This window comes from Streptomyces sp. DS1-CR2 (genome assembly GCF_055760475.1).
Map to the genome: position 1 here is coordinate 6,956,728 of NZ_CM147085.1, position 26,471 is coordinate 6,983,198.

At 68.0% G+C, this 26,471-nt stretch carries 21 protein-coding genes and 5 pseudogenes; 9 read left to right on the forward strand and 17 right to left on the reverse strand.

The window, feature by feature from the left end:
• Positions 1-4 precede the first annotated feature (4 nt).
• The 6 genes and pseudogenes from ACY0PA_RS32765 to ACY0PA_RS32790 all read right to left on the reverse strand — a co-directional run.
• Positions 5-199: pseudogene (locus ACY0PA_RS32765) on the reverse strand (TetR/AcrR family transcriptional regulator); the annotation flags it as partial.
• Positions 196-1,140, reverse strand: coding sequence for a hypothetical protein (locus ACY0PA_RS32770; RefSeq protein WP_473081079.1), 945 nt, complete (start codon positions 1,138-1,140; stop codon positions 196-198). The pseudogene ACY0PA_RS32765 and the gene ACY0PA_RS32770, both read right to left, overlap by 4 nt.
• Positions 1,137-1,625, reverse strand: coding sequence for a hypothetical protein (locus tag ACY0PA_RS32775; RefSeq protein WP_473081080.1), 489 nt, complete (start codon positions 1,623-1,625; stop codon positions 1,137-1,139). The genes ACY0PA_RS32770 and ACY0PA_RS32775 overlap by 4 nt, the downstream gene beginning before the upstream one ends.
• A 3-nt stretch (positions 1,626-1,628) precedes the next feature.
• Positions 1,629-2,852, reverse strand: coding sequence for a macrolide family glycosyltransferase (locus tag ACY0PA_RS32780; protein ID WP_473081081.1), 1,224 nt, complete (start codon positions 2,850-2,852; stop codon positions 1,629-1,631).
• Positions 2,849-3,730, reverse strand: coding sequence for a patatin-like phospholipase family protein (locus tag ACY0PA_RS32785; protein WP_398379792.1), 882 nt, complete (start codon positions 3,728-3,730; stop codon positions 2,849-2,851). The genes ACY0PA_RS32780 and ACY0PA_RS32785 overlap by 4 nt, the downstream gene beginning before the upstream one ends.
• A gap of 251 nt (positions 3,731-3,981) precedes the next feature.
• Positions 3,982-6,465: a SpoIIE family protein phosphatase gene (locus tag ACY0PA_RS32790; protein ID WP_473081082.1), complete on the reverse strand. Its 2,484-nt coding sequence runs from the start codon at positions 6,463-6,465 to the stop codon at positions 3,982-3,984.
• Between the two features lie 199 nt (positions 6,466-6,664).
• Between ACY0PA_RS32790 and ACY0PA_RS32795 the strand changes: the two genes are divergently transcribed.
• Complete coding sequence (locus ACY0PA_RS32795) at positions 6,665-7,117, forward strand: MarR family winged helix-turn-helix transcriptional regulator (protein WP_473081083.1); 453 nt, start codon at positions 6,665-6,667, stop codon at positions 7,115-7,117.
• A gap of 298 nt (positions 7,118-7,415) precedes the next feature.
• Here the strand turns inward: ACY0PA_RS32795 and ACY0PA_RS32800 are convergent, their stop codons facing one another.
• Positions 7,416-8,066, reverse strand: a complete 651-nt coding sequence (locus tag ACY0PA_RS32800) for an FMN-dependent NADH-azoreductase (RefSeq protein WP_473081084.1) — start codon at positions 8,064-8,066, stop codon at positions 7,416-7,418.
• 451 nt (positions 8,067-8,517) lie between these two features.
• Between ACY0PA_RS32800 and ACY0PA_RS32805 the strand changes: the two genes are divergently transcribed.
• On the forward strand, positions 8,518-9,840 hold the full coding sequence (locus ACY0PA_RS32805) for an NAD(P)/FAD-dependent oxidoreductase (RefSeq protein WP_473081085.1): 1,323 nt from the start codon (positions 8,518-8,520) through the stop codon (positions 9,838-9,840).
• An 87-nt stretch (positions 9,841-9,927) separates the two neighbouring features.
• On the opposite strand, the pseudogene ACY0PA_RS32810 reads toward ACY0PA_RS32805, so the two are convergent.
• Positions 9,928-10,456: pseudogene (locus tag ACY0PA_RS32810) on the reverse strand (transposase); the annotation flags it as partial.
• 271 nt (positions 10,457-10,727) lie between these two features.
• On the opposite strand from ACY0PA_RS32810, the gene ACY0PA_RS32815 reads away from it, so the two are divergent.
• Entirely contained in the window at positions 10,728-11,066 is a 339-nt protein-coding gene (locus tag ACY0PA_RS32815) for a hypothetical protein (RefSeq protein ID WP_473081086.1), read from the forward strand.
• Between the two features lie 601 nt (positions 11,067-11,667).
• Here ACY0PA_RS32815 and ACY0PA_RS32820 read toward each other — a convergent pair.
• From ACY0PA_RS32820 to ACY0PA_RS32830, 3 genes and pseudogenes are all read right to left on the reverse strand, one after another.
• The gene (locus ACY0PA_RS32820; protein ID WP_473081087.1) at positions 11,668-12,426 is read right to left on the reverse strand and encodes a PP2C family protein-serine/threonine phosphatase; all 759 of its coding nucleotides are present in this window, start codon (positions 12,424-12,426) and stop codon (positions 11,668-11,670) included.
• An 877-nt stretch (positions 12,427-13,303) separates the two neighbouring features.
• Positions 13,304-13,567: a WhiB family transcriptional regulator gene (locus ACY0PA_RS32825; RefSeq protein ID WP_473081088.1), complete on the reverse strand. Its 264-nt coding sequence runs from the start codon at positions 13,565-13,567 to the stop codon at positions 13,304-13,306.
• A gap of 408 nt (positions 13,568-13,975) precedes the next feature.
• A pseudogene (locus ACY0PA_RS32830) lies at positions 13,976-14,183 on the reverse strand (transposase); the annotation flags it as partial.
• Here ACY0PA_RS32830 and ACY0PA_RS32835 point away from each other — a divergent pair.
• The 3 genes and pseudogenes from ACY0PA_RS32835 to ACY0PA_RS32845 all read left to right on the forward strand — a co-directional run.
• Positions 14,179-14,568 (forward strand): hypothetical protein, encoded by a 390-nt coding sequence (locus tag ACY0PA_RS32835; RefSeq protein ID WP_473086622.1) that lies wholly within the window; start codon positions 14,179-14,181, stop codon positions 14,566-14,568. The pseudogene ACY0PA_RS32830 and the gene ACY0PA_RS32835 sit on opposite strands and share 5 nt — an antisense overlap.
• Positions 14,569-14,997: 429 nt before the next feature.
• Positions 14,998-15,936 (forward strand): sigma-70 family RNA polymerase sigma factor family protein, encoded by a 939-nt coding sequence (locus tag ACY0PA_RS32840; protein ID WP_473081089.1) that lies wholly within the window; start codon positions 14,998-15,000, stop codon positions 15,934-15,936.
• A gap of 600 nt (positions 15,937-16,536) precedes the next feature.
• Positions 16,537-16,932, forward strand: a pseudogene (locus ACY0PA_RS32845) (IS110 family transposase); the annotation flags it as partial.
• A 42-nt stretch (positions 16,933-16,974) separates the two neighbouring features.
• Here ACY0PA_RS32845 and ACY0PA_RS32850 read toward each other — a convergent pair.
• From ACY0PA_RS32850 to ACY0PA_RS32860, 3 genes are all read right to left on the reverse strand, one after another.
• Positions 16,975-17,991 carry a sigma-70 family RNA polymerase sigma factor gene (locus ACY0PA_RS32850; protein ID WP_473081090.1) on the reverse strand — a complete coding sequence of 339 codons (1,017 nt, stop codon included), beginning with the start codon at positions 17,989-17,991 and terminating at the stop codon, positions 16,975-16,977.
• 353 nt (positions 17,992-18,344) lie between these two features.
• On the reverse strand, positions 18,345-19,013 hold the full coding sequence (locus ACY0PA_RS32855) for a nitroreductase (protein WP_406111022.1): 669 nt from the start codon (positions 19,011-19,013) through the stop codon (positions 18,345-18,347).
• A gap of 404 nt (positions 19,014-19,417) precedes the next feature.
• A complete protein-coding gene (locus tag ACY0PA_RS32860; RefSeq protein WP_473081091.1) occupies positions 19,418-19,906 on the reverse strand; it encodes a MarR family winged helix-turn-helix transcriptional regulator in 489 nt (162 codons plus the stop codon).
• 695 nt (positions 19,907-20,601) lie between these two features.
• Here ACY0PA_RS32860 and ACY0PA_RS32865 point away from each other — a divergent pair.
• Positions 20,602-20,810 (forward strand): annotated as a pseudogene (locus tag ACY0PA_RS32865) (site-specific integrase); the annotation flags it as partial.
• Positions 20,811-20,887: 77 nt separating this feature from the next.
• Positions 20,888-21,811, forward strand: coding sequence for a HipA family kinase (locus ACY0PA_RS32870; RefSeq protein WP_473086499.1), 924 nt, complete (start codon positions 20,888-20,890; stop codon positions 21,809-21,811).
• A 64-nt stretch (positions 21,812-21,875) separates the two neighbouring features.
• Here ACY0PA_RS32870 and aceB read toward each other — a convergent pair whose 3' ends face one another.
• Both aceB and ACY0PA_RS32880 read right to left on the reverse strand, forming a co-directional pair.
• A complete protein-coding gene (gene aceB / locus ACY0PA_RS32875; RefSeq protein WP_473081092.1) occupies positions 21,876-23,513 on the reverse strand; it encodes a malate synthase A in 1,638 nt (545 codons plus the stop codon).
• Between the two features lie 227 nt (positions 23,514-23,740).
• Entirely contained in the window at positions 23,741-24,346 is a 606-nt protein-coding gene (locus ACY0PA_RS32880; RefSeq protein WP_473081093.1) for a nucleotidyltransferase family protein, read from the reverse strand.
• Between the two features lie 224 nt (positions 24,347-24,570).
• Between ACY0PA_RS32880 and ACY0PA_RS32885 the strand changes: the two genes are divergently transcribed.
• Complete coding sequence (locus ACY0PA_RS32885; protein WP_473081094.1) at positions 24,571-24,885, forward strand: DUF5955 family protein; 315 nt, start codon at positions 24,571-24,573, stop codon at positions 24,883-24,885.
• Between the two features lie 35 nt (positions 24,886-24,920).
• Here ACY0PA_RS32885 and yczR read toward each other — a convergent pair whose 3' ends face one another.
• On the reverse strand, positions 24,921-26,414 hold the full coding sequence (gene yczR / locus ACY0PA_RS32890; RefSeq protein WP_473081095.1) for a MocR-like transcription factor YczR: 1,494 nt from the start codon (positions 26,412-26,414) through the stop codon (positions 24,921-24,923).
• Between the last annotated feature and the right edge of the window lie 57 nt (positions 26,415-26,471).

Consider the following 26,471-nt stretch of genomic DNA (forward strand, 5'->3'; position numbering starts at 1 on the left):
GGAAGAGACCGTCCTTGTTGCCGAAGAAGTGGTGGATCAGCGCAGGATCCACTTCCGCCCGCTGGGCGATTTCGCGCATCGTTGTGCTCGCATAGCCCTTGGCAGCGAAGAGATCGAGGGCGGCCGTGAGGATCTGGGCCCTGGTGCTGCTCTGTCCCGGGCGACGGCCGGCGCCCCGCCGCCCGCGGGCGATCTTCATGGCAACAGGTCGTCGACATCTGTCGCCACGGTCGCGCCGTAGCGGGCACGGATGATGGCGATCACGGTGTCGGTGGTGCGGTCCAGGTAGCTGCGGCCATCGGGCAGCTGCGCCTCCGGGCTGATGTAGCTGCGCGGCCCGACGTGGGTGGCCGGGTCGAGCCGATGTGCGGTGATCTTCCCGGCGCGAAGGGCCCGATTCCATTGGCTACGGCGGAACAGCCGCCAGCGTTGAGGGAATATCCAGGTGCCGACCCGCTCGATCCGATCGTTCGCGCTGGTGAGCTGATGCACGTGCTCGGCATGGGTGAGGTCGTTGGCACCGTTGTGGAATCCGCCGAGCATGATCAGTAGAAGCGGGCAGCGCAGCTGGGTGTGCAGTGCGTCGACCGCGCCTGCGGCGACCTGGGCGCCGCCGCTGTAGCTGAGCAGCACCACGGGGATACCGCTGTCGGGCTGGTAGCCGGCGAGCCGGAGTTGAGCGGCGATCTGGGAGCCGACGGCCCGGTCGTACAGAGGACGGTACCGGTGGTCGGCGGCGACGAAGGTCTGCATGACATTGTGCAGGAACAGCAGCAGACCGACGCGGCGGCCCACCCACGACCACACGGGCCGCTCAGCAAGCGGTTCTGCCAGTGGCGAGTAGGGCTGCACCTGACCCAGTACCCGCAGCTCCGGCGCTCCGGCGATCACGGCCCTGACCAGCTGGCCGCCGTCACGAGTGTCGCGGGAGCGGCGCTTCCCGATGCCGTCCAGGTAGACCAGGTAGGCATCTGGCGGACTGTCAGAGGCCGCGCCCCGGGCATAGGGCACACCCTTCGGGAGCGCGGTGACAGGGCTCCGCCAGCCGGCGCTGTAGGCCAGCACCTCGTAGCGGGCCAGCAAAGCTTCAACGAGCAGAACCGGCCCGAGCACGCAGACCCAGAGCAGAAAATCGTTCATGCGATCGACTCCGGAGTCTTGGGCGCACTGATTCTCACGACCAGGCGCCGAACAGTCTCTACAGCAACCCCCAGGCCCACCCCGGCGACGGCCACACAACCGGCGGCGGACCACCAGCCCAGCCCGGTCGCCGCGGCGAGTGGACCGGCCAGACCGGCTCCGACCCCGACAAACAGCAGCAGGTGGAACAGGGGCCCGAGCAACGGGAACGCAAGGACGGCAGCGAGCACCAGCGGGGCGACCAGGCCGGGTGTCCACACCAACCCGCCGCCTGGCGGTGCTGGGGAATGCACCAGCTGGGCGAGGGTCTCCGCGGTCAGTGGCCACAGGGTGAACACAGCACCCTCCGCCAAGCCACCGGCCAGTAGCAGCCCGGACAAAGATGTCCGCGACATGCCGGGCCGGCACGCCACCATGGGCAGGATGCGCCCGGCGGCCTCCGACAGCCCGCCGAACAGCAACAGGACGACGACGACAGGTGACATCGCTCAGCCTCGCGGTGCCGGATCGACGGGAGCCGGTCGACTGACCGAGTCGGCGGCATCCAGGTATCGCTCGAGTTCGTCGACGGCCCGCAGGTACCCCCCCGCCTCCAGCTGGGCGGCCCGCAGAGTCGCTGCGGCTGCCTGGAACGAGGGGTCGTCCAGCAGGCGCCGGGCGAGGGCACGTACGGAGGCCTCGGTGACGTCCTGGGTACGGATGGACAGTCCGGCGCCGAGCTCGGCGACTTGTCGGGCCACCATCGGCTGGTCGGCACCCTGCGGGACCACCAGCATCGGGACCCCGGCGTACAGGGCCTCGTTGACACTGTTCATCCCGCCGTGGGTGACAAATAGCGCCGCGCGGGCCAGTACCTCCGGTTGCGGTACGAAGCGACGGGCGAGCACATTGGCCGGCAACGGCTCCAGAGCGGAGGGATCGGTCTGCCCGGTGGCGATGATCACGGTCCCGCCCAGCGGGGCGAGCGCGGTAGCGAAGGTGCGCAGCAGTTGCGGGGCGGCGTTGAACACGGTGCCCAGCGAGGCGTACAGGACTGGTTCCCGTAGCTGTTCGGCCGGAAACGACGGGTCGACGGGACGGGCCCCGACGCTTGGGCCGACGAACCGGTAGGACTGGTTGAATTCCTCGGCGGCAGGCTGGAACGCCCGCGAGGTGTAGACCAGATTGAGTGGCTGGCGGATGTTTATCAAGTCGACCAGTGGCAGTCCACGCGTGTCGTAGCGGCGATGCAGACTCCAGCGGGACCGAAGGTAGGCCTGGAGGCCGCTGGGCCGGGCCATCGCAGCGGCCAGCAGGTCCCACGAGCCGCGGGTGATGCTGGGGACGTGCCGGTTGTAGGCGAACGTGGTGAACGACGAAGCCGCAGGCACCTTGAGTTCGCGGGCGGCGATTGCGCCCCACAGGCAGTCGCTGTCGTGGACGATCAGGTCGGGTCGGACGCGGCGCAGATCGGTGAGCACAGCGGGCAGCAAGCGGACGGCGGCGAGCCCGAGCGTCTCTATGAACATGGCCGGCGTCGGTGGGTCGGGGAGCGGCTGGTCGCCCCCGGGGTACGGGTACACAGTCGCGCCGGTGGCCTCGATCTCCTCGTGGAACGCGGGCGGGGTGTGGTACGTCACGGTGTGGCCGCGCCGAACGAGTTCGGCCACAACCGGCAGCGTCGGGTTGACGTGCCCGTGCATGCCGATGTTGAGGAACGCGATGGTACTCACAGGTCAACCCCTGATATCGAAGAAGTGGATGCCTCGCCCGGACTGGCGGATGTCAGCGGAGGGCCGTCGAGCCGGTACAGGCCCGGACCGCTGATGCGTAGCCCGTCGAGAAAGCGCCCCGCCGTGCGGGACGCGGTGCTGATCAGGCGCTGGGCCTGGCGGAAGTCCCACGGAGCGGGCCAGGCCTCGATGCCGGTCGGCAGCACGACGGTCGGGATGTGCTTGGACACCTCATGCAGGTCACGCTCGATCTGATGGTGCAACAACAGTGTCCCGGCCCTGGCGGCGATGGCACTGGCACGTCGGCGTGGGGTGGTGGGGCGCAACGGTGAGCTCTCCGGCCCGGTCGACAGCACCACCACGCTCGCCGCCCCGGCCTGCAGGGCCGCCAGTACCGGGACATAGGCGATCACCCCGCCATCGACGAGCACCCGCCCTCCACGATCCACCGGGGGGAGCATCCCGGGAATGGCTGCGCTGGCCAGCAGCGCGGACTCGAGGTCGCCGTGGTCGAGCAGCACCGAATTGCCGGTGACCAGGTCCATGGCCACTGCGGTGAAGGGGATCGACAGCTGCTCGATCCGCGACGGCAGCTCGGCCCGGGCGATCAGCCGACGCAGGCCGCGATCGGTGAAGACGCTGGCCCGTGAGAACAGGCGGTGGCCCAGCGGATAGACCTCACGGCGGTGCAAGTGGGTCCACACTTGGTCCAGCCACGGCGCGGCCCTGTCGGGGTGGGCGGCCGCGATGGCTCCGTTGAGAGCACCCACCGACGTTCCGATGATCATATCCGGGACGAATCCGCGCTGTTCCAGCGCGTACCCGATACCGACGTGCGCCGCTCCGAGTACTCCACCGGCGCCCACCACCACGGCCACGGGACGGGGAAGGCTGTGCAAGCCCGTCGACGGCGGATCCCCGGGCGGACGGCTCGATGAGGTTGGTCTTTGCGACAAGTAAACCCTCCGCCTTTCTCACGACGGCGTCGGATCGGATTGGGTTCCCCAGTTAGGACCGGGCGGCCACCCGGTCTGTGACACCGACCCCGTCGGCGAAGCGCCGGGCCATCGAGCGGATCTGCGGACGGCAACCGGAAATCGGGGTGTAGGCGCCAGGAGCAATCGGACTGTCAGAAAGAGGGCGCCGTCCGCGGCGATCGACCCAGGGCTCGTTCAGCCCAGATGGTCTTGCCCGCTGAGGTGTAGCGGGTGCCCCAGCGCTGAGTGAGCTCGGCGACGAGGAACAGTCCCCGGCCGCCCTCGTCGCTGACCTGGGCCCGGCGCAGGTGAGGGGCGGTGTTGCTGCTGTCGGAGACCTCGCAGATGAGGGAGCGCTCCTTGATCAGCCGCAGACGGATCGGTTCGGTGCCGTATCGGATTGCGTTGGTGACCAGTTCGCTGACCACCAGTTCCATGGTGAACGCGGCCTCCTCCAGCCCCCACGCGGTGAGCCGCTCGTCCACCAGCTTGCGTGTCTCCGCCACAGCGGCCGCGTCCGCGGGGACGTCCCACTCGGCGACGTGTTCCTTCCCGAGGACCCGGGTGCGCGCGACGAGCAGGGCGATGTCGTCGGTCCGCGTGTCGGAGTGCAAGGACTCCAGGACTGTGTCGCACAGTTCTTCCAGCGAGGGCACGGGCCGGGCCAGGGCGCGGCGCAACTCGTCGATCCGTTCATCGATGTCGTGGCCGCGGGTTTCGACGAGTCCGTCGGTGAACAATGCCAGCAGGCTGCCCTCGGGAATGTTCACCTCCGTCGCCTCGAACGGCAGGCTGCCCAGCCCGAGCGGGGGCCCGGCGGGCACGTCGAGGACCTGTGTGGTGCCGTCCGGGCGCACCAGAACCGGGGGCGGGTGACCTGCCCGGGCCAGCGCACAGGTACCGGACACCGGGTCGTAGACGGCGTACAGACAGCTGGCGCCGATGTCGCCGGGGATCGCGTCGTAACCGGCGACACCGCCATCGGCCTCGTCGCCCGTCTCTTCCACCGGGTGGGTCACCATGTCGTCGAGGTGGGTGAGGAGCTCGTCGGGCTGCAGGTCGATGTCCGCGAGGGTCCGTACCGCCGTCCGTAGCCGGCCCATGGTGACCGAGGCGCCGATGCCGTGGCCGACGACGTCCCCGACGACCAGGCCGACACGAGTGCCGGGCAAGGGGATCACGTCGAACCAGTCCCCACCCGCCTCGGCGGCGCGGTCGGCAGGCAGGTAACGGGCAGCGGTCTCCGCGCCCGGATGCGTGATCGGGCCACGCGGCAGCAGGGTGCTCTGCAGCAACAGCGCGATGCCGCGTTCGCGGGTGAACCGGCGGGCGTTGTCCAGGCAGATCGCGGCACGAGCGACCAAGTCCTCGGCGACGGTCAGATCGTCGGCGGCGAAAGACTCACGGGAGGCGCCATGGCGGAGGAAAGCGGCGGCTCCGAGAGTAGTGCCGCGGGCTCGGATCGGCACCGTGATCAGCGAGTGCGCTCCACAGGCGTGCAGCTCTGCCGCCGTCGTGGGCTCGTCGGCGAACCACCGGGTCACCTTTGGATCGGTGAAGTCGTGAAGTTCCGCTCTCCCGGTCGCCACACAACGGCTGACCGGTGAGGAAGCCGGGTGCCACCGGGTCTCGCCCGGGGCAGGACGCGCCCCTGCCGCGAAGAACTCCGGCCGTTGTGCGGCCCGGCGCAGCAGAACGGGGCCGGAGAGAACAGCCGCGGGCAGCTCACCGCCGAACACCGCCTCGAACAGGTCGACGCTGACGACGTCCGCGAAACGGGGCACGAGGAGCTCAGCGAGCTCCTCAGCCGTCCCCTCCAGTTCCAGGCTGGCCCCGATGCGGGTGCGGGCCTCGCCAAGCAGGGACAGCCGCTCCCGTGACTCGTACTGCTCGGAATAGTCGTACGCTGTCATCGCCACCGCGCGTACCCGGCCCACCGAGTCCTTGAGCGGGAAGTAATCCACGGTCCAGGCGTGCGCTTTCGGTTCGCCGGGGACCTTGAGGAAAGCCTCTCTCTGCGCCGGGTCGCCCGTCGAGGCCACCTGCCGGATCCATCGGTCGTTCTCGATCAGCGGGGCATCCGGGATCAGGTCGCTGATGCGCCGGTCGCGGAGTTCGTCCTCGCGCAAACCGGTTGCCCGGGCCATCGTCCGGTTCTGCTTCAGGCTCCGGGCTTCGCAGTCGAATATCCCGAGGTGAGATGGATGTTGCTCGAACACCCACCGCATCAACGCCTCGTCTCCGGGGTCCTGTGCACTCGACCGAGCCTCTGCAGACACCCGAGGCTGTGCGGTCAGCAGAAACCCGCCCGGCCGTTCAGACGCCCCCAAAGGCGACACACAGACCTGCGCCTCGACAGAGCGGCCGTCACGGTGCAACAGCGCCGCCCCGTCGGTGGTGAAGAGACTGGTGAGGGACTTGCCGATGACTTCTTCGGGCGCGTAACCCCACAGCAGCTGTGCAGCGTTGGTCCAAAGGATTATCCGGCCAGAAGGGTCGGAGACGGCGATGGCCGCGGCTGCGTCGACGCGGATTCGTGCCGATCCTGGAGGCAGCGGACCGAACCATGCGGGGGAGTGCGTCATGGTGCCTACTTGGTGTGCCGTGCCGGATGACCGCCGGATTGCCTTTGCCATCGGCTCTATCCACGATCGTTCCACGGCAGACCGCCGTCAAGACGAGCGTTCGGCATCCCGGCGCGAGCTCGCACCGACGTTGCGTGGGTGCAGCGGAGGCGGGCATACCATATTTTGTTTCAAACGATACCGTATCGGATGAATGGGTGGCTGGTAACCTGGAGCTGTGATTGCCGACGCTCCTCACCCCTCCGCCGCCTTGCGTGCGACTGACCGTCCGGGGGACACCTCGCCTTTCGCTCTCGGCCTGCTGCTGCGCCGGGCGCACTGGCGTGCGGCCGCGGTCATGACGGAGGCGCTGCGCCCGCTCGGCGTCGAGTTGCGGCATTTCGCGGTGCTGCTGGTGCTGGTCGACCGCGGGCCCACGGTGCAGCGGGACCTGGCGGCGGCGACGGGGTCGGACAAGGCGGGAATCATGCGGGTCGTGGACGACCTGGAACGCATGGGACTGGCCGTACGCAAGACGGTTCCGGGGGACCGGCGGGTGCGGGCGGTGGAGATCACGCCTCGGGGTGTCGAGCTTTTCGATGCGGCGCATGTGGCGGCGGAGCCGCTGGCCGAGCGTCTGGTCGCCGAACTGGGACCCGGTGGGTCCGAGCAGTTGACGGGTCTGCTGACCCGGCTCGCACATCCCGCAGCGGGCGAGGCGTAAGCGCTCCCGCGCGGCGGCTGTCCGAGGCATGGACAGGTTCCATGTGTTCCATGTCGTACGGGCTTGCACGGCGCCCCCGCCTTGACGGCTGCGGCCATCGCCGCCACACACCGGCCCGGCTGCAGGTAGGACTTCGCCGCCATCGTCCAGAAGCGCGGCCGGCTGGCGGCTCCAAAATCTGGACCAACCCACCGTCGATCAAGGGCTGATCGCCACCGTCTCAGGCGGGGCGCAGGCAACACAGACACCGTGTGACGTCCTGTGCCGAGGCGTCCCACGGTGTCCAAGTGCCGGGTGGTTACGCGGCGAGGAGTTCCGCGAGCTCCTTGGCCTTGGCGGCCGCGTCCTCCAAGGCACGCTTGCGGGAGGTCTCGTAGAGCGGGATGAGTGCTGTCATGGTCGGGTTGCGGGGGGCCATGGTGAGTTCCGGGACAATGAAGTGGAGGTCCAGGCCGAGGGTGTTCTTGAGGACGGCTTCCAGGTAGTTCTGTACGAAGTCGTAGCCCTCGCGCGGCGTGCCGGGCGCGTAGGAGCCGCCGCGGCTGGCGACGACCACGGTCGGGGTGCCCTGGGCGGAGGGCGTCTCGCCCGCAGTGCGGCCGAGGAGGAGCACGCTGTCCAGCCATGCCTTGAGGGTCGAGGGGATCGAGAAGTTGTACATGGGGGCGCCTATCAGGACGGCGTCCGCCTGCTCCAGTTCCTCGATGAGCTCCACCCGTGCGGCGAACGCGGCGGACTGCTCCGGAGTGCGCTCGGACGGGGCGCTGTAGCCGGCGGACCAGGCGGCTGCGGTGATGTGCGGCACAGGGGTGGCGGCGAGGTCGCGGTAGATCACCGTGCCCTCCGGGTGCTGTTCCTCCCACGTCTTGCGGAAGGCGGCCGTGACCGAACGGGACGAGGATGCCTCGCCGGGGAACACGGACGAGTCGATGTGCAGCAGCGTGGCCATGGGTTTCCTTCCAAGAGGAGATCAGTGCTCAACCATAGTCAAACACGTGACGGTATCGAATAAGACTATAGCGAGTGTAACGACAGCCGGATCGGGCGGGACAGGCGATCACGGGCCTCTTTGGGGTCGTGCAGGGTCCGCCCATGGGAACGGCGCAGCCAGACGGTGCGCGTACCGGGTCAGCAGCCCTCTGACGATCTCGGATCCGGAACAACGAGCACAGTCAGGCCCTCTCTCGACGGTCGAGTCACACCCACACCTCATGCCAACATCACGCTTGGCGACGACAGCGTTCGCCTGCCTTCGTGGCCCACACCGCTGCCTTGAGTGAGGACCGGATGCCCCCAAGTTCTGTGACGAAATTGACTCCGTCGCTCCATCGTGCACAGCCGTGTCACACCGTGCTGACCCGTCTGGTCTATCTGGTGTCGCACAACGAACAGAGGGACCGATGCGTGAGATTCTGATTGTCGGTGGAGGCTACGCGGGCTTCTACACCGCTTGGCGCCTTGAGAAGAAGCTGCATAGGGGCGAGGCGCGGGTCACGGTTGTCGACCCGCGTCCTTACATGACGTACCAACCCTTCCTGCCGGAGGTGACGGCTGGATCGGTCGAGGCACGTCACGCTGCCGTATCGTTGCGACGACACCTGCGCAGCACCCGGCTGATCGCCGGGAGCGTGACCGAGATCCGCCACGCAGACCGGACGGTGTCCGTGCGCTCTGCGAGCGGAGCAGACCACGAACTTCAATACGACACCCTTGTGGTCACTGCCGGCGCCGTGACCCGCACCTTCCCTGTACCCGGGCTGGCGGAGCAGGCGATAGGCCTGAAGCATGTGGAGGAGGCGGTGGCCATTCGAGATCGGCTGATGACGGCGTTCGATCAGGCGGCGTCACTACCGCCTGGCGCCGAGCGGCAAAGGCTGCTCACCGTCACGTTCGTGGGTGGCGGGTTCTCCGGCGTCGAAGGCTTCGGTGAACTGCTGTCGCTGGCGACTGCGATGGTCAAGTTCTACCCGGAGCTACGCTTCGACGAGGTGTCGTTCCACCTGGTTGAGGCCCGAGGCCGAATCCTGCCCGAGGTGGGAGACAAGCCTGGTGCCTGGGTCGTGCGCTCTTTGGAACAGCGCGGCGCGCGAGTCCACCTGAACACGCAGCTGCTCTCTGCCGAAGACGGCCACGTTGTGCTGTCCAACGGTGAGGAATTCGATTCCGCGCTGATCGTCTGGGCCGCTGGGAACGCTTCGAATCCGATCGTGCACAACCACACGGATCTGCCCGTCGATGAGAGGGGCCTGATCGTGGTGAGGCCTGATCTGCGCGTGGGCACCGACAGCGAACCCGTGGCGGATGCGTGGGCGGCCGGAGACGATGCGGCCGTTCCGGACCTCGCTTCTCCCGTACCGGGCGCGCGTACGGTGCCGAACGCCCAGCATGCCGTGCGGCAGGGCAAGCGCCTTGCACAGAACATCGCAGCAAGCCTCCGGGGTGGCAAGATCCGAAACTATCGCCACAGCAGTCTGGGAGTGGTGGCGACGTTGGGTCTCGGACAAGGCGTCTTCCAGTACAAGAGCATCGTTGTCAAGGGACTTCCCGCCTGGCTTATGCACCGGGGCTATCACGTCCTTGCTGTGCCCAGCTGGGAGCGCAAGGTCCGCGTTCTCGCCGTCTGGCTCACCGCCGCACTGTGGGGCAGGGATCTCGTCTCCCTTGCCTCCGTTCAGCATCCACGGGACGCGTTCGTCACGAACGGCAATCCGAACCGGCAATGAGAGCCGGGCGGGCGACGGCTCAGTCGCATGAGCATGCCGGAAAGACCCAAAGACCACTTGTCCGGCCGAGGTTGTTTGGTTCGAGGTTCAGGTGTCGCGCCAGTTCGGGGTGGCTTCGCGGGTGGGTTGCCTAGTCTCGGGCGAGTCGGCGGTGGTGCATGAGCCGGCCGAGGTCCGCTCGACAACCCAACGCCGGGGAATCACCTTGAAGCCTCTGACGCCGGGGACGCGTTGGACGACTTCAACGTCGATACCGTGGCAAGCGCTGTGGTCGATGGCTCTGGTGCGATAGCGGGTGTCGGCTCACGCCTTGGTGACACGAGGGTTCGCATCGGCGATGCCCGAAGGCAGGTGGATGCCGCCGGAGTTGTCCGAGACGCTCGCCGTGGTCATCCAGCCGCCAGCAGGAGGCCGGGGGTGCCGACGCCGATGTGCCGGCTTTCGGCCCGTGATTTCTTGCCGGCGTCGATGCCCTGGTCGGCCGCGGGTACGTTGGCGGAGGTCTTTACGCTCTGAGCCTCCAGCACGCAGGCACTCCGCTCGGCTCCCGACCTTCGGACTGCCGGACCAGACGCCTCAACGGGCCGTTGAGCTGATCGAAGACGCTCTCGCTTCTTTCAGGCCTCTCCTCGGCGTTCGTGAGACTGCGGCCCGGGCCAGTTCCGGCTCGATACGTTCGGTCGCGCACCCCTCACCGACATCGGGGTCTACCGCCTTCTGTTCCCCCACCGCAGTCCTTACTTCGGTGCCGGACTTCGACGTCATGACCTCCTTCCCGATGTTGATGCCTGCACCACGCCTACTCACTACGGCGACTGGCTTGTCAACCGTCTCACTCCTGGCTCCCGGAATCATCACAACTGGCCTTTCCCTCACTGGAGGACACCATGGACCCGAGCAAGGAGGCTGAACGCGGCCTCACCGACATCGAAACATACCTCTACGGGGAGGCTCATCTGCATGCAGCACGTCAGCGTGTGGCAGCCTTCACCACGCGGGCCACAGGTCTGACCCTGGAGCAGAAGACCAATATCGAGCTGTGGTATCTCGACGAGCAGAAGTACGTAGCTCGTATGGTCACCGAGCACATCTCGGACCGCATCAGCCTGGAGCAAGAGCAACACCAAGTGCGCTTCAGGCACTGGCTGCGCGGAACGGCGACCGCGATGGCTCTGATCACCGCCACGATGCTATGTGTCGCTGTGACCCTGGGGACGTTGCACTGAACCATCGGTATTCGCTTCGCCCATGTCTGACCCGGTCCCAGACGGCCGACGACGGAAAAGCCACACGGCACAGAGCTGATGTAGGGATCTGCGAGCAAGGCGCTCGCGTCTACATCATCCGTCCCTCCGGTGACCGGGGGTCATCAGTTTCGAGCATCCGGAAATCCAGACAACGGTGCGCACAGCGTGTTTCTCGGTGCTGGGCCTCTCGTTGCGATGTCCGGCTGAACACCCGCAGGGTCGGCGGGAAGGGGCGGGCTGAGTGGTCGCCGGAAGAGGCCCGGAGTCTGACGCGGAGTTCCTGCAGCCTGCCGTAGGTACGTCGCCGGTCTGGTGAAGGTGCCGGCCGGAGAGCTTGCGAAGTACGACCTGGCGGTCGTTGAGCGTCACCGAAAGCAGATCCGCGAGACCTGCGGTTCCGGCCGGCGGTCCTGGAGTACGAGGAACTGTTGACCGCGTCGCTCCGCGTAGGTGCGCCCGGTCGAGCTGGTGGAGGACCGGCAGCACGAGACACTCGGCCAGGCACTCTGTGATCGCCTCACGCAGAAGACCTCGGTCCAGGCGTAATCGATCATCGCCAATGACATACCGACACGGGCGGTCAGCTCTCTGAGTTCCAGCCCAGATGAAGCACCGCTATGTCGTCCGCCAGGCCCCCGAAGGGCGCCGCCCTGGACGCAGCGCCGTGGACCAGGGCGTCGATGAACTCCTGCCCGGGCAGGTGTACGTGCTGCACCGCCAGCCGCAGGAGGCCTTCCTCGCCAAGTCGTGTGGAGGGGGCAGTCCTTCCTTCGTACAGTCCATCGGTGAAGAGCACCACGCTGTCGCGCGGGGAAAGCGAGACATCGGTCTGCGTCCAGTCCTCGTATCCCGGAAACAGGCCGAGGGCGATTCCAGCCCGAGGCTCGACCCAGCGGATTTCCCTCTGGCTGCGTAGCAGAAGCCCCGGGTGTCCCGCGCTCACCACTTTCAAAGACGATCCTCCTGGAGGGAACACCAGCGACACAACAGTGGTGTAGGTGTCGTCGTCCGCTCTCTCATCGATCAGGACCTTCTCCAGGATGCGCAGTTGCTCGAACTGGGTCTTGCCGCAAAGAACGGCGGTCCGCCAAGCCAGGCGCAGGTGAATCGCCAGGGCGGCCTCAGCCGCTCCATGTCCCGAGACATCTCCCAAGATCACGTGTACGGTCGAGTCCTCGGTTTGCACAATGTCGTAGAAGTCACCGCACAACAGCGAGTGAGCCCGCCCTGGAACGTAACAGGAAGCGGCCGAGAAGTTGTCGTCACGCAGCGTTGGTGCGGGAAGCAGGCCTTGTTCCAGGGCCGCATTGTCCTGGGCGATCAATGCATTGAAATCCATCGCAGCTCTAAGTGTTTCCTCGTGTTCTCGGCGCACGCTGTGCCGGGACTCGGGGGTGAATCCGACAGTCGCGACTGCATGAGGCACTGGCACGGTATTCCACCCTCGGTTCATGCGTGTTGCCACCTCCCGACATAAGACAGGAGATGAACTGGATCTGTGACAAGAGAGGGGCAAGTATTACTTCGAAAAACGATCTTCAGAGGGCGACATCGCACCGACCGCACAAGTCCTGGCTGCTGTACACGCCCGCAACAGCCTCGAGTTCGTGGGTGAGGTGTTGCGGGAGATGTCGCAGGCGCTCGCCGTAGTCGCGCCGGAGTGGATGCGCACGATCGTGGATCCGGCATGACAGGAACGCTACGGGACGCGGGGTGACGCCTGCCGGCTTCCGACCGACGAAACAGGACCGGCGCGAGTTGGCCGGGCAAATCGCCACTGACTCATACCCCTCGCTCGAAGCGGTCTTTGCGCGTGGACTCGCCTGGGTCGGCTACAAGAACCACCTCAGCGAGAACTGTGACGATCCCGAAACTTCACAGCGCCCGGCTCTGATCGACCGCGTTGTCACATCAGCTACCCGTCTTCACCGCTGCGAGTGACGCCGGTGCCGGGCTTGCCCTCAACATCGCGTGCCGGTGGCCAGAGAACCCTCACTGTCCAGCAGGTCATATCCACCTGTACGTCGCCGAAACCCTCGCGTTGGCCGGGCAGGACGCTCCCAGACTGTCCTGACGCTGCCCGCTACTCCCGCGCTCGACAGGGTGACTGGGTGCTCAGCCTGGCGTGCGGCCGCCGCTGTTCCCGGCGCAGTTACGCAGGCTGGTCCGGAGAGTCCGGCGCGAAGCTCACTCCGGCGGCGGTGAGTGGGGAACCATCACGCCGCCTTGGTGATCATCTCCTTGCCCCGGCGGGCGCCACGCCGCCTGATCGCACGGCGTTCGCTTTCCGTCATGCCGCCCCAGATGCCTTCCACCTGCCCCACGCCCACGGCCCAGCCGAGGCACTGCTCCAGAACAGGGCAACTACCGCAGACAGCCTTGGCTTCGTCGATCTGTGTGAGCGCCGGGCCGCTGTGTCCTATGGGAAAGAAAAGATCAGGGTCCACACGTAGACAAGCCGCCCGTTCGCGCCAATACATGGCGTACTTGCCTCGTCGTTCAGCAGCGATGGAAATGCGGACCTCCAGGGTTCGTCATTCGGCAGGAGACCCCGGAGCCCGATCATGGTCTTCATCGTCTCTGCGAAGAGGCGCCGGGGCTATGACTGAGACCGGACACCCGGAGTATTTGTGACACGCAGTCGAGTTCTGCGTAGCTGCGAAAGCGTGAGTTTTGCAGCGTGGCACTGATCGGGTGACAGCGTCGGTGCCGCAACACACAAGACCCCCGTGCCGGTGGAGAAGGTGTTCGAAGTCTCAACCCATTCGAAGTCTCAACCCATCGGCGCAGGAGATGCTCCCATCTTGGGTCAAGCGGCCCGCGTAAGGACTTTCTTGTTGCTATCGGTGCAGGTGAGGGCCTTGAAGACCTCGCGGGCTACGGAGCGTTCGGACGACGGCGATGCGGTAGAGGGCCGTGTTGGCGGAACGGTTGCTCCGCGGTTGAGTCGGTGTCGGTCCCTGCGTTCGGATGGGGCGGGGATGGGAGCGGCACCGCACAGATGGGCGAAGCTGCCTCGGACCGCAGGCGTTCGGGATTGTCGCCGACAGCGGTCAGGAGCCGGGCGGCGGTTTCGGGACCGACTCCGTGGATGGCCAGCACCACCGTCGCTGTCGACGTCGCGGACCACCAGGTGGCCAGCGTCGGGTCGTCGTCAACGCCGGCACGTTCCGCCGGCTGCTGCGCTGTTGCGAGCAGTGGCCCGAACGCCGCTTCGCCGTCGAAGGCGCCCGCGGCCTGGGCCGCACTCTCGCCCAGCAGCTGGCCGCCGCAGGCGAGAACGTGGTGGACGTGCCCTCCACTGTCGGCCCGGGCCCGACTGCTGTCCACCGGCGGCGACCGCAAGACAGACGCCTACGACGCTCGCCACGTCACCCAGGTCGCCCTGCTCCGCGACGGCTTGAGGGCCCGCGAACCCGAGGACCAGACAACGATCCTGTGGCTGCTACTGACCTTTTCGGATTGGCTTCGGGTGATGTGAGGTGAGGGCCAGCCCGGTCTCGGTGAGGCAGCCGTCGTGCCAAGGCAAGATCACCACAGCGCCGACGGCGTGCCTCGCCATGCAATTTTGCCTGACCGGCCCGTTTCATCCCCACGGCACAGGATGAAAGAGGTCAGTGAAACGCACAGCGAGGTGCCGTGCGCGTCGGTCAGCACGGGCAAGGGTCTGGGACAGCTGATGTCACAAGACGCGTGCATGCCCGGTCAAAGGATCGAGCCGAGAAACGAAGGAGGTGTGTCGTGTGCGAGGACTCAGTCATCGGCTGTGAGAGTTCCTTTGCCGGGCGCAGGCGCTGCATGGTGGCACCCTGTCATCGGCGCGCGGAAATCTCTGAAGCCCTCGTGAAGGCCGAAGGGATCATTGGGGGCGGCCGTGTTGTGTGGTGCCGTGTGAGCAGGAGGATGCCGTATGGACGATACTGACGCGGTGCCGGTCGCGGAGTTGCTTGACGAGCGTCGGCACCTGCTGGATGTCGCCTACTGGATGCTGGGCAGTTCCCGTGAGGCGGAGAGTGCCGTCGGTGAGACCTACCGCCGGTGGTACGGGCTGTCCGACGCGGAGCGCGGGCGGATCACAGCTCCCCGGCGCTGGCTTGTGAAGACTACGGGCGGTATCTGTCTGGAGCTGCTCGCCGACTCCCGCCGGGGTGCGGCCGGTCGGAGGGACCAGAGGGAGGAGCACCATACGAAGACGGGAGACGCCGATGGGGCGCAGGCGAGCCTGGCGGAGGAGGTCAGCCGGGTTCTGCTCGACGCGCTGGACTCTCTGTCGCCGGCCGAGCGGGCGGCGTTCGTGCTTAATGACGTCTTTAGGATGGCCCCCGGCACAGTAGCCGACATCGTGGGACGCTCAGAGCCGGATTGTGTGGAACTCGCCGACCGGGCCCGCCACAGCCTTCGGATGCAGCGCTCAAGCCCCACCCCGCCGGACGAGCGCGATGTCCTCGCCAGCGCAGTCCGCCAGGCCTGCGTGAACGAGGATGCCGAACTGCTCGAGTCGCTGCTGTGTCCGGACGCCACGGCGTTCTTTGACGGCGGCGGCAAGGTCCGGGCACTGAGCAGGCCCGTACACGGCAGCCGTCAGGTCGCCCATAGCCTGCTGACACTCTTGGCTCGCCACCCTCGTACCACGCTGACCACCCACTCCGTCAACGGGTGCACCGGTCTCATCGCCCGCTACGACCATCAGGTCGCCGCCGTCATCAGCCTCGACACCGCCGACCACCACGTCACACAGGTCTGGGTCGTCCTTAATCCCGACAAACTACGCTCCTGGAACGAGTCCCCCAGCCCCCGCGACCCCGGCTCGCACCGAAACCCGTCACAGCAGGGCGATGGCTGGTCCTGATCGCTTCTGGGCGCTGTAGTGCGGCCGTGCGATCGCCGCTCGGTGCTGTCGGTTCTCTGGTGCGCACGGTGCTCCTGGATGACCACGCGCCACTGCCGCCACGCCAGGTGCGCCCACTGGGGATCGCGTGGGAGACCGCTCTGTCCTGTCCTGCGGCTGCGGCCGTCACCCGTCATGGGCGTCATTCGGACCCAGCGCGGGGCAAGGCGGGGTGGCCGCGATTTCTGGGCGGCTCTTCCCGCTGGTTCGTCACGCCGACCGAACATGAGGTGCTGACTGACTCACCGCATGGGTTCCGCGCAGAAGGGCCCAGGTCGATGAGCGTCCACCTCGGCCCCCCAGTTATGTTTTCGGCGGTCCTGCAAGAGGGCCGCTGGCCTCCGGGCCCGGCATGACTGTGTCCCCCTGTCGAAGGCATGACCTGGGGGGTGGTGTCACCGGGCCCGGCAGGTGCCGTCGGAGACGCTGATGAGAGGCCCGACCACCGTCCGGTCCGGCGCAATGCCGGACAGCTCGCGGGCGGCAGGTCTGCATAACGTGGATGCGCGCGTACGACACCGAAGCCGAGGCCAGCACGTTCAACTCCCCTGGGAGGGCGCGATGTTCGACACCGAAGACGTGGGCGTATTCCTCGGCCTGGACGTCGGCAAGACCCCTCATCACGGCCACGGGCTCACTCCAGCCGGGAAGAAGGTCCTCGACAAACAGCTGCCCAACAGCGAGCCGAAGCTGCGGGCCGTCTTCGACAAACTGACCGCCAAGTTCGGCACCGTCCTGGTGATCGTGGACCAGCCCGCCTCCATCGGCGCCCTCCCGCTGACCGTGGCCCGGGACGCCGGCTGCAAGGTCGCCTACCTGCCGGGACATGCCATGCGCCGGATCGCCGACCTGTATCCGGGCGAGGCCAAGACCGATGCGAAGGACGCCGCGGTGATCGCGGACGCGGCCCGCACTGGCTTTATTCACGAGTTAAAAGTGAACGAAGCCAGTCGGGAAGGTCGGCTGCATCAGCGCCTCTGCGTGACCCGGATGTGCTGGCTAACCAGCCTGCCGGCGACGCGGGGCGAACGCTGCCGGGTGCCTGCGTTGATCGCACGACGAGCGCCCCGTCACGCCTGGCGCAGTCTCGCATCGCCCGGCACTGGACGGAGTCGCCGCGCAGCGGGAACACGATTCGAGGAACGCGGCGATCTTGCTCGGGCTGAACACCCACATCACCTTGTGGATGCCTACCGTCGAGGCGGCTATCGTCATGAATGCCATGACTCGGCCATCCCGGTTGATCGTCACGCCCGTAAGGCCGTTGGCGTCGACCAACCTGAGCTCTGCTTCCCGCCACAGCCGTGGATAGGTCGACATTTTGGCGATACGTGAACGGCCCAGCACAGGTATACGAGCGCAGCCCCGGAGACCGTTTCCATCGGACAGACTGACAGCATCGGCGCTGAGAAGGGTCTCCAGTGAAGCCACATCGCCCGTTTGAGCCGCTGAGACGAAGGCGTTCAAAAGGCGTCTGTGCTCCGCCGTGTCCACGCTCTCCCGCTGCTCGTCCGACAGATGCTTGCGGGCGCGGCTGACGATCTTCCGGACGTTGACGACGCTGAGCTGAAGGATTTCAGCGATCTCGGGGTAGGTGTAATCGAACGCTTCACGCAGCACGTACGCGGCGCGTTCGGCGGGGCTCAGCTTCTCCAGTACCAGCAGCAGCGCCAGTTCGAGGGCCTCTGCGCGCTGTGCGCCCACCTGCGGATCCGAGCTGGTGTCGACGGGCTCGGGCAGCCAGGGCCCGATGTAGGTCTCCCGGCGCACACGTGCCGAGTGCGTGACGTTGATCGCCATACGGGTTGTGGCGCTCGATAGGAAGGCGACCGGGCTGACCACCGCGGAACGGTCTGTCTTCTGCCAGCGTAGCCACACCTCCTGAACCACATCCTCGGCCTCGACCACGCTGCCGAGCACGCGATAGGCGATTCCGAAGAGACGTGTCCGGTACTGCACGAAGACCGAGACAGCCTCTTCAAGGTCCGATCCAGGTGGGGACGGTTCGAGATCCATGATCCTGCGGTCTCCGTTCCTTAGGTTACGGCTGTCTAGTGGCGGGACCACCCGGCTACCGCGCAATTGCGGACGGCTCCGGCCCGGGATACCAGGTGCTCTCCTGAAGGCCGGGGTACTGCCTGCCGAACATGAGGCGCATAAGGGTGCAACTCCAGTGGTAACGGAACTGTGGCCACCAAAAGTCAAGGCTGCTTCAGCCGCTTCCTCGTACTGGCGCACCAGGTGGCCCCGGCTCTTCGGGACGACCGTGCATAACGTCAGTGCCGGCCGGGGGCTTGATGGAGCCGAACCGGATGTCGAAGCTCTGGCGGGCGAGAGGGCCGGCTCGCCGCATCCAGACGTCGACGGTGTCAGCAGCCGTCGACGAACGTGACTGTCTCCTCGAGCGGCGCCCGGCCGATACGGGGTTGGCTTGCCGTGACGTCCTCGTGCCCGATTGACATGCCGCAGAAGAGGAGGAGTCCATCCGGGGGCGACAGGACCTCGGCGACGGTCTCGTGATACTTCGCCCAGGCCATCTGCGTGCAACTGTGCAGCCCTTCGGCGCGGAGCAGCAGCATGACGGACTGCAGATACATGCCCACGTCGGACCACTGGGGTCGACCCATGCAGCGGTCGATGTAGCAGAACAGGGCGGCGGATGCACCGAAGCAGTCCCAGTTCGCGGCAGAGGCTCTCTGGCGCGCCTCCAGGTCGTCACGCGGAATGCCGAGTGCGCCGTAGCGCTGCTCACCGAAGGCGGATCGGCGCTCCTGGTAGGGGCTCTTCAGTGCGGTCGGGTACTGCTCGTACTCCGGCTCGTCCCAGGGGTCGCCTGCGGCTATGCGCTCGCCGGTGCGCTTTTTGAGCTCAGCCAGCGGCCGGCCGGTCAGCACGTAGGCATGCCACGGTTGGAGGTTCGACGCTGACGGCGTCCAGGCCGCGGCGGACAGCACACGCTGCAGCACCTCCCGCGGGACCTGCTGGTCGGTGAATCCCCGCACAGCTCGCCGACTCGCGACCGCCTCATAGACGTTCATGATCGCCTGCATCCCTTCCATTCGATGCGCACATACTCGTTACATCTGCGACAGTATCATTTAACACTATCCGATGCGTGGGAAGGTGCATATCGAGAAGGGGGCTCGTGCAGGGGAGGGCCGCGAGTCGCCGTCGTCTGCCGGTCCCTCGCGGGTGATCTTCACCGCCGGTCGACGGGGTGTGCGCAGGTTTCACGGACTTGCTGTCGGTCGACGTGTCGGTCGGGGGTGCATTCGGCCTGTTCGGCAATGCTGACGCCCGACCGGAGGCGTCCCTGCTCGCAGCCGGGCCGGTGTGTGGCGGCGATGGCCGCAGCCGTCAAGGCGGGGGCGCCGTGCAAGCCCGTACGACATGGAACACATGGAACCTGTCCATGCCTCGGACAGCCGCCGCGCGGGAGCGCTTACGCCTCGCCCGCTGCGGGATGTGCGAGCCGGGTCAGCAGACCCGTCAACTGCTCGGACCCACCGGGTCCCAGTTCGGCGACCAGACGCTCGGCCAGCGGCTCCGCCGCCACATGCGCCGCATCGAAAAGCTCGACACCCCGAGGCGTGATCTCCACCGCCCGCACCCGCCGGTCCCCCGGAACCGTCTTGCGTACGGCCAGTCCCATGCGTTCCAGGTCGTCCACGACCCGCATGATTCCCGCCTTGTCCGACCCCGTCGCCGCCGCCAGGTCCCGCTGCACCGTGGGCCCGCGGTCGACCAGCACCAGCAGCACCGCGAAATGCCGCAACTCGACGCCGAGCGGGCGGAGCGCCTCCGTCATGACCGCGGCCGCACGCCAGTGCGCCCGGCGCAGCAGCTGGGCGAGCGCGAAAGGCGAGGTGTCCCCGGGACGGTCGGTCGCACGTGAGGCGGCAGGGGGGGTTCTGCGAGGAAGCGTGGTCACGAAGTCACATTACAGTCATATGTACTTTCGATACGGTTTCACTTGAAACTAAATGTGTGGTGGAAGCGCGGCTGTTCTGCGGGCACGCCTCTGCGTGGACGGGGGTGGCGCCCGTACCCCGCAGCGGTGACGGGGATGGCCGGCGAGGACGTGCATCTGAGGGACGCGGCGAGCGGGCGGCCGTCGGTTCGGTCTGGTCCGGTCATGGCCGTTCCTCCTCGCGGGGCCCCGGATCAGAGGCGGGCGTCCTCAATTGCGGCTCGACTGGAGACGAGTCGGACTCGGGCCAGAGCCGCCACTGTGATCCACACCGCCCAACTCAGGTCGCTCAGAAGCCAGTTGGAGAGGCCGCTGCCTCTGGCTGCCTCCGAGCGACCCGGGCCGGACCGGGGGCAATCCGAGTGTTTTCCTCTGACTACCTCTGCTCGCCTCTGCAACCGTCCTAGCCTCGGGCTTTCGGGCGGCGGAGCCGGCCGCGCCCTCCGCCCTCGGCACAGGCACGCATCAAGACCGCCACCTGGATCACCGACTTCTGCAACGCCAGGCGGCTACACAGCGTGTGCGGGTTCGAGAGCCCCATTACCGCACTTCGCAAGATTGAGGTGGACCCGGAGTCCGGCTGCTGGTTGTGGACCGGTAGCTGTAATCGGGAAGGCCCGTCCGGCTGCGGCACCGTCTGCTACCAGGGGAAGGTCACCTACGCCTCGATCATGCTGGAGGCGGGAGAGTCCGTGGTGACGCCAGCGCGATGGCTCGGGCACTTGTCCCCGGCTGTCACGCTCGGTTACTATGCTCACTTCATGCCGGAGGCCGGAAGCAAGGGTCGCACCGCCATCGACGGACTGCTGGGGGCTAGGAGGATGACGATGCTAGTCGAAACTCCCCAGATTCTCCCCAGGGCTGATCGGGGAGGTTTCCGGGCTGTGTCGCGTTGGAGCTGACCATGAAATGTAAGGCGAATGGATCATGGAGCATCGGAAGATGCTGAGAGAGGTCGCCGCTACCCGCTACATCGAACCCCTGCGGGCGGGCGGATCCGTGCCCGGCGTCGTCGAGGCCGACGACCTGGGGACCTATGTCGTGAAGTTCACCGGCTCCGCGCAGGGCCGCAAGGCGCTCGTCGCGGAGATCGTCGTCGGTGAGCTGGCGCGCCGTCTCGGCCTGCGCTTCCCCGAGCTGGTCCGCGTCCACTTCGACCCCGTGGTGGCCGCACACGAGCCGCACCAGGAGGTCCAGGACCTGCTGCGCGCGAGCGACGGGCTCAACCTCGGGATGGACTTCCTGCCGGGCGCGAAGGACTTCACGCCCGAGGTCGCCGCCGCCTTCACGGTGGACCCGCTGGAGGCCGGGAAGATCGTGTGGCTCGACGCCCTCACGGTCAACGTGGACCGCACGATCCACAGCTCGAACCTGATGATCTGGCCCACCTTCGGCATCCAGGAGCCGAAGCTGTGGCTGATCGACCACGGCGCCGCCCTGATCTTCCACCACCGCTGGGACGCGTCCGCGCCCGACAAGGCGTACGACTTCCGCCATCACGCCCTTGGTGCCTACGGGCCCGACACGCAGGCCGCCGACGCGGAGCTGGCGCCCCTCGTCACCGAGGAGATGCTCCGCGAGATCACCGCGCTCGTCCCCGACGCGTGGCTGACCGACGAGCCGGGCTTCCATGCGCCGGACGAGGTCCGCGAGGCGTACGTCTCCTATCTCGCGGCCCGCGCCCGTACGTCCGCCGCCTGGCTGCCCACGGACTTCCCGTCGCGCGACCAGCTGGCGGCCGCCGACGCGCGCCGCGCGGCCGACACGGAGAAGGGCCGCCCCGACTGGCTCAAGCGCGTCCCCGACCTGCACGGCAAACCGGCCGCCGAACAGGACTGGTCCGTCCACCTCGGCAACAAGGGCTGACCCCGGACACGACCGAGCCCCCGGCGCTGTGCGGTGCCGAGGGCTCGGGTGGTGCGGGGCGGACTCAGCCGGCGAGCTGCTCGTACGCGGGCAGCGTCAGGAAGTCCGCGTAGTCCGCGTCCAGGGAGACCTGGAGGAGGAGGTCGTGGGCCTGCTGCCACTTGCCGGCCGCGAAGGCCTCCTCGCCGATCTCGGCCTTGATATTCGCGAGCTCCTGGGCCGCGACCTCGCGGGCCAGGTCGGCCGTGACCGTCGTGCCGGAGTGCTCGCCGCCCTCGAAGACGACGCCGGCGTTGATCCACTGCCAGATCTGCGAGCGGGAGATCTCGGCGGTGGCCGCGTCCTCCATCAGGTTGAAGATGGCGACGGCGCCGAGGCCGCGCAGCCACGCCTCGATGTAGCGGATGCCGACCTGGACGGCGTTGACCAGGCCGTCGTAGGTGGGCCGGGCGTCGAGGGAGTCGATCGCGATCAGGTCGCCGGGCGCGACGGACACGTCCTCGCGCAGGCGCTCCTTCTGGTTCGGCTTGTCACCGAGGACCGCGTCGAAGGACGCCATCGCGATCGGGACCAGGTCGGGGTGGGCGACCCACGAGCCGTCGAAGCCGTCGCCGGCCTCGCGGTCCTTGTCGTTCTTGACCTTCTCGAACGCGACCTTGTTGACCTCCGCGTCGCGCCGCGACGGGATGAACGCCGCCATGCCGCCGATCGCGTGCGCGCCCCGCTTGTGGCAGGTGCGGACGAGGAGTTCGGTGTAGGCGCGCATGAACGGGGCCGTCATCGTGACCAGGTTGCGGTCCGGCAGGACGAACTTGGCGCCGCCGTCACGGAAGTTCTTGACGATGGAGAACAGGTAGTCCCAGCGGCCCGCGTTCAGCCCGGCGGCGTGGTCGCGGAGCTCGTAGAGGATCTCGTCCATCTCGTACGCGGCCGTGATCGTCTCGATCAGGACGGTCGCGCGGACGGTGCCCTGGGGGATCCCGACGTAGTCCTGCGCGAAGACGAAGATCTCGTTCCAGAGGCGGGCCTCCAGGTGCGACTCCGTCTTCGGGAGGTAGAAGTACGGGCCCTTGCCGAGCTCGATCAGGCGCTTGGCGTTGTGGAAGAAGTACAGGCCGAAGTCGACGAGCGCGCCGGGAACGGGGCGGCCGGCCTCGTCCTTCAGGTGGCGCTCGTCCAGGTGCCAGCCGCGCGGGCGCATCACGACGGTCGCGAGTTCGTCGTTGCCCTTGAGGGCGTACGACTTGCCGCTGCGCTCGTCCGTGAAGTCGATGTTGCGCGTGTAGGCGTCCATCAGGTTGACCTGGCCCAGGACGACGTTCTCCCAGGTAGGGGCCGAGGCGTCCTCGAAGTCCGCGAGCCAGACCTTGGCGCCCGAGTTCAGCGCGTTGATGGTCATCTTGCGGTCGGTGGGACCGGTGATCTCGACGCGGCGGTCGTTCAGCGCGGCCGGGGCGGGCGCGACGCGCCAGGTGGTGTCCTCGCGGATGTGAGCGGTCTCCGGGAGGAAGTCGAGCGTGGAGGTGCGGGCGATCTCGGCGCGACGCTCCGCGCGGCGGGTGAGGAGCTCGTCACGCCGGGGCGTGAACAGCCGGTGCAGCTCGGCCACGAAGGCGAGGGCCGCGTCCGTGAGCACCTCTTCCTGCCTGGGCAGGGGCTCTGCGTCGACGATGGCCAGCGGGGACGGCGCTGGTGCGGACATGAGCTGTCACTTCCTTCAGCGAACGGGCGCGGGCGGCACCGAGTGCCGTGGGCGCCGGAATACGACTACGGACCCCGCGCGGGGGGACCGGCCCTTCTGAGCAGTGGATACTAGTTTCCTCATTGTGGAAGTTCAATGGTTTGTTGATGTCGAGATTCTCCGGGTCGACATAACGTGGCGCTCGGTGCCAGGCTCCTCACGCCCCGTTCATGCCCCTCACTCACCACTCATTCAAGGTGCTTGAGGTCGGCCTCGGTGTCGATGTCGTAGTCATCGGCCACATCGCCGCACTCCACGAGCGTGAGCTCCGACGCGTGCTCCTTCAGGTACGCGCGCGCCCCGCGGTCCCCGGCCGCGCTCGCCACGATCCCCGGCCAGTGCTCCGCCCCGAACAGGACCGGATGCCCGCGCTCCCCGTCGTACGCGGCCGCCGCCAGCGACCCCGCCGACCGGTACGCGGCCCGCACGCGCGCCACGGCCGGAGCCCCGATCCCCGGTTGGTCCACAAGGAGTACGAGCGCGGCCGGCGCCCCCGTCCCGGCGAGCGAGCCGAGCCCCGCCCGCAGCGACGACCCCATGCCCTCCTCCCACGCCGGGTTGTCCACGAGCACGCACCCCGCCAGGTCCGCCCGCGCCCGCACGTCGTCCGCTGCCGCGCCCAGCACGACGTGGACGCGCTCGCAGCCGCCCGCGCGCAGCACCGCCACCGCGTGCTCCACCAGGGGGCGCCCGCGGTGTGTCAGGAGCGCCTTCGGCCGCCCGCCGAGCCTGCGCCCACCGCCCGCCGCGAGCAGCAGTCCCGTCACCGGAGCGTCATCCGTTGCGTGTGTCATGAAGCCTGGATACCTCACCGGGCGGCCCGCGCGCCGACCCCCAGGGACACTCGTGAGGCCGGAATTCGGTCGGCACGGTGGCGGGCGCGGCAGAAAGTGGCGTTTACTGGCCGGCGACCCCGATGCGGCGCGTCCGACCCACGCCCCAGCGGGGCGGCGGAAGGCGTACCACGTGCGAACGCGCACGTATGCGGTCGCACAAAGGCGTGCGAGGGGGGAGAGCTGTGTTGCGGAGCGTGGGGCAGAAGCGGGTGGCGGTCAGCGAAGAGGATCCGCGGGTGACGGAGTTGCGCACCGCGGTGTCCAGGCTGCGCCGTGAACTGGCAGCCCATCCGGCCGAGTTCCCTGACCGGGCCGTAGCCGAGGACGAACTGGCCGCCCTGGACGCGATGGCCGCCGGCGGCCTCCCCGAGATCCCGCGCCTGCGCCGCTCCCTGCTGCTCATCGCGGGCGCGATCGGCTCGGTCAGCGCCCTGGCGAGAGGCCTCGGGGACGTGCGGAACGCGGTGGAACTGTTCGGCGGGCCGCCACTGCACTGACGTCGTGAGCGAGTTGACGACCCATCAGCCTGGTGTCACGCCACCCAGTGCGGCCGTCCCGGCTCCTCGCCCGCCGGGCCGAGGCCGTCCGCGAGGGTCTGCGCCAGGCGACGCACCGCCTCCCTGGCGACCTCGGGCGGCTGGGTGTACGGGAAGCGCAGCCGGTGCTCGTGCGTCCCCGGGTCCGCGCCGAAGCGGGAACCGCCCTCGATGCGCACCCCGTGCCGCAGCGCTGCCCGGGCGAGCGCCGAGGCGATGGGGCGGCCCAGATCGATCCAGAGCGACAGGCCTCCGGGCGGCAACTGCCAGCGCCACTCCGGCAGTTCGCGCGCCAGATCCTCGGCGAGAGCGTCCCGCTGGGCCCGCATCCGCGGCAGGCGCTCGCTCAGGACCTCGTCCATCCGGTCGAGCAGCCGCAGCGCGACGAGCTGGTCGAGCACGGAACCCGACATGTCGAACGGCACCCGTGCCGTCGCCAGTTCGGTGATGAGCCGCGATCCGGCCCTGACCCAGCCGATGCGAAGCCCGCCCCAGTGCGACTTGCTCAACGAGCCCACAGTGACGACCTGTTCGCCCGCGCCGTGCGCCGCGAGTGAGGCGAACGGCGCGGGCGGCGGTACGTCGAGCGCGATGTCGGCGACCGTCTCGTCCACGACCAGCCAGGTCCCGGTCGCCCGCGCCGCTTCGAGCAGCCGCACCCGCTGCTCGCGCGGCATCAGCCGCCCGGTCGGGTTGTGGAAGTCCGGGATCAGATAGGCGAGCCGCGGCGCGGTCTGCCGCAGCGCCGACTCGAACAGGTCCGTGTCCCAGCCGCCGTCCGTGACCGGCACCGGGGTGGCCCGCATCCCGCCCCTGTTCAGCGCGTCCAGGGCGTTCGGGTACGACGGGTTCTCGACCAGGACGCGGTCGCCCGCCCGGGCGAGGAGCCCGAGGGTGAGCGACACCGCCTGCTGGGCGCCCGAGGTGATGAGGATCTGCTCGGGAAGCGTCGGCAGGCCGCGCCGCGTGAACCGCTCGGCGACGGCGGCCCGTAGTTCGGGAAGCCCGTACGGGTGGTAGCCGGGCGTCGACGCGTGCCTCGGCAGCAGTGCGCCGGCGGCGGCGAACGCGTCGGCGAGCTCCGCCTCGGGCGCGCCGGGCGCCGCGATGGCGAGGTCGATCACGTCGTCGCCCGTGGGGAAGACGGCCACGCTGGCGGGCCGCTGTCCCTCGGGCAGCTCGGTCCACGTCCCCGCGCCGCGCCTGCTGCGTGCGTAGCCGCCCTCGCGGAGCAGGTCGTAGGCGGCGGTGACCGTGGCGCGGCTGACGCCGAGCGCCGTGGCCAGCTCGCGCTCGGCGGGCAGCCGGGTGTGCAGCGGGATGCGCCCGTCGAGCAGCAGGGTGCGTACGCCCTGGGCCAGGGCGCGGTAGCCGGGCCTCTCTCCGGCGGTGACCGTCAGGAGGCCGGCGAGGCGGCGGCTGCCCAGGGACCTGTTCATGTTGTCCGTGCCCGGCGTGTTCAAGGCGTGGACCACTCGATTACCTGCCATGCCAACTCCCCGCTATTGGCCCTGCTGTCCAGGCCAATCAGCGTACAGACTCGACAG

Excerpts from the sequence above, each read along its gene's own strand:
- ACY0PA_RS32770 (WP_473081079.1), bottom strand. The coding sequence starts at position 1,140 with ATGAACGATTTTCTGCTCTGGGTCTGCGTGCTCGGGCCGGTTCTGCTC.
- ACY0PA_RS32775 (WP_473081080.1), bottom strand. The coding sequence starts at position 1,625 with ATGTCACCTGTCGTCGTCGTCCTGTTGCTGTTCGGCGGGCTGTCGGAG.
- ACY0PA_RS32790 (WP_473081082.1), bottom strand. The coding sequence starts at position 6,465 with ATGGCAAAGGCAATCCGGCGGTCATCCGGCACGGCACACCAAGTAGGC.
- ACY0PA_RS32800 (WP_473081084.1), bottom strand. The coding sequence starts at position 8,066 with ATGGCCACGCTGCTGCACATCGACTCGTCCGTGTTCCCCGGCGAGGCA.
- ACY0PA_RS32805 (WP_473081085.1), top strand. The coding sequence starts at position 8,518 with ATGCGTGAGATTCTGATTGTCGGTGGAGGCTACGCGGGCTTCTACACC.
- ACY0PA_RS32815 (WP_473081086.1), top strand. The coding sequence starts at position 10,728 with ATGGACCCGAGCAAGGAGGCTGAACGCGGCCTCACCGACATCGAAACA.
- ACY0PA_RS32820 (WP_473081087.1), bottom strand. The coding sequence starts at position 12,426 with ATGGATTTCAATGCATTGATCGCCCAGGACAATGCGGCCCTGGAACAA.
- ACY0PA_RS32825 (WP_473081088.1), bottom strand. The coding sequence starts at position 13,567 with ATGTATTGGCGCGAACGGGCGGCTTGTCTACGTGTGGACCCTGATCTT.
- ACY0PA_RS32835 (WP_473086622.1), top strand. The coding sequence starts at position 14,179 with ATGGCCAGCACCACCGTCGCTGTCGACGTCGCGGACCACCAGGTGGCC.
- ACY0PA_RS32840 (WP_473081089.1), top strand. The coding sequence starts at position 14,998 with ATGGACGATACTGACGCGGTGCCGGTCGCGGAGTTGCTTGACGAGCGT.
- ACY0PA_RS32850 (WP_473081090.1), bottom strand. The coding sequence starts at position 17,991 with ATGGATCTCGAACCGTCCCCACCTGGATCGGACCTTGAAGAGGCTGTC.
- ACY0PA_RS32855 (WP_406111022.1), bottom strand. The coding sequence starts at position 19,013 with ATGAACGTCTATGAGGCGGTCGCGAGTCGGCGAGCTGTGCGGGGATTC.
- ACY0PA_RS32870 (WP_473086499.1), top strand. The coding sequence starts at position 20,888 with ATGCTGAGAGAGGTCGCCGCTACCCGCTACATCGAACCCCTGCGGGCG.
- aceB (WP_473081092.1), bottom strand. The coding sequence starts at position 23,513 with ATGTCCGCACCAGCGCCGTCCCCGCTGGCCATCGTCGACGCAGAGCCC.
- ACY0PA_RS32880 (WP_473081093.1), bottom strand. The coding sequence starts at position 24,346 with ATGACACACGCAACGGATGACGCTCCGGTGACGGGACTGCTGCTCGCG.
- yczR (WP_473081095.1), bottom strand. The coding sequence starts at position 26,414 with ATGGCAGGTAATCGAGTGGTCCACGCCTTGAACACGCCGGGCACGGAC.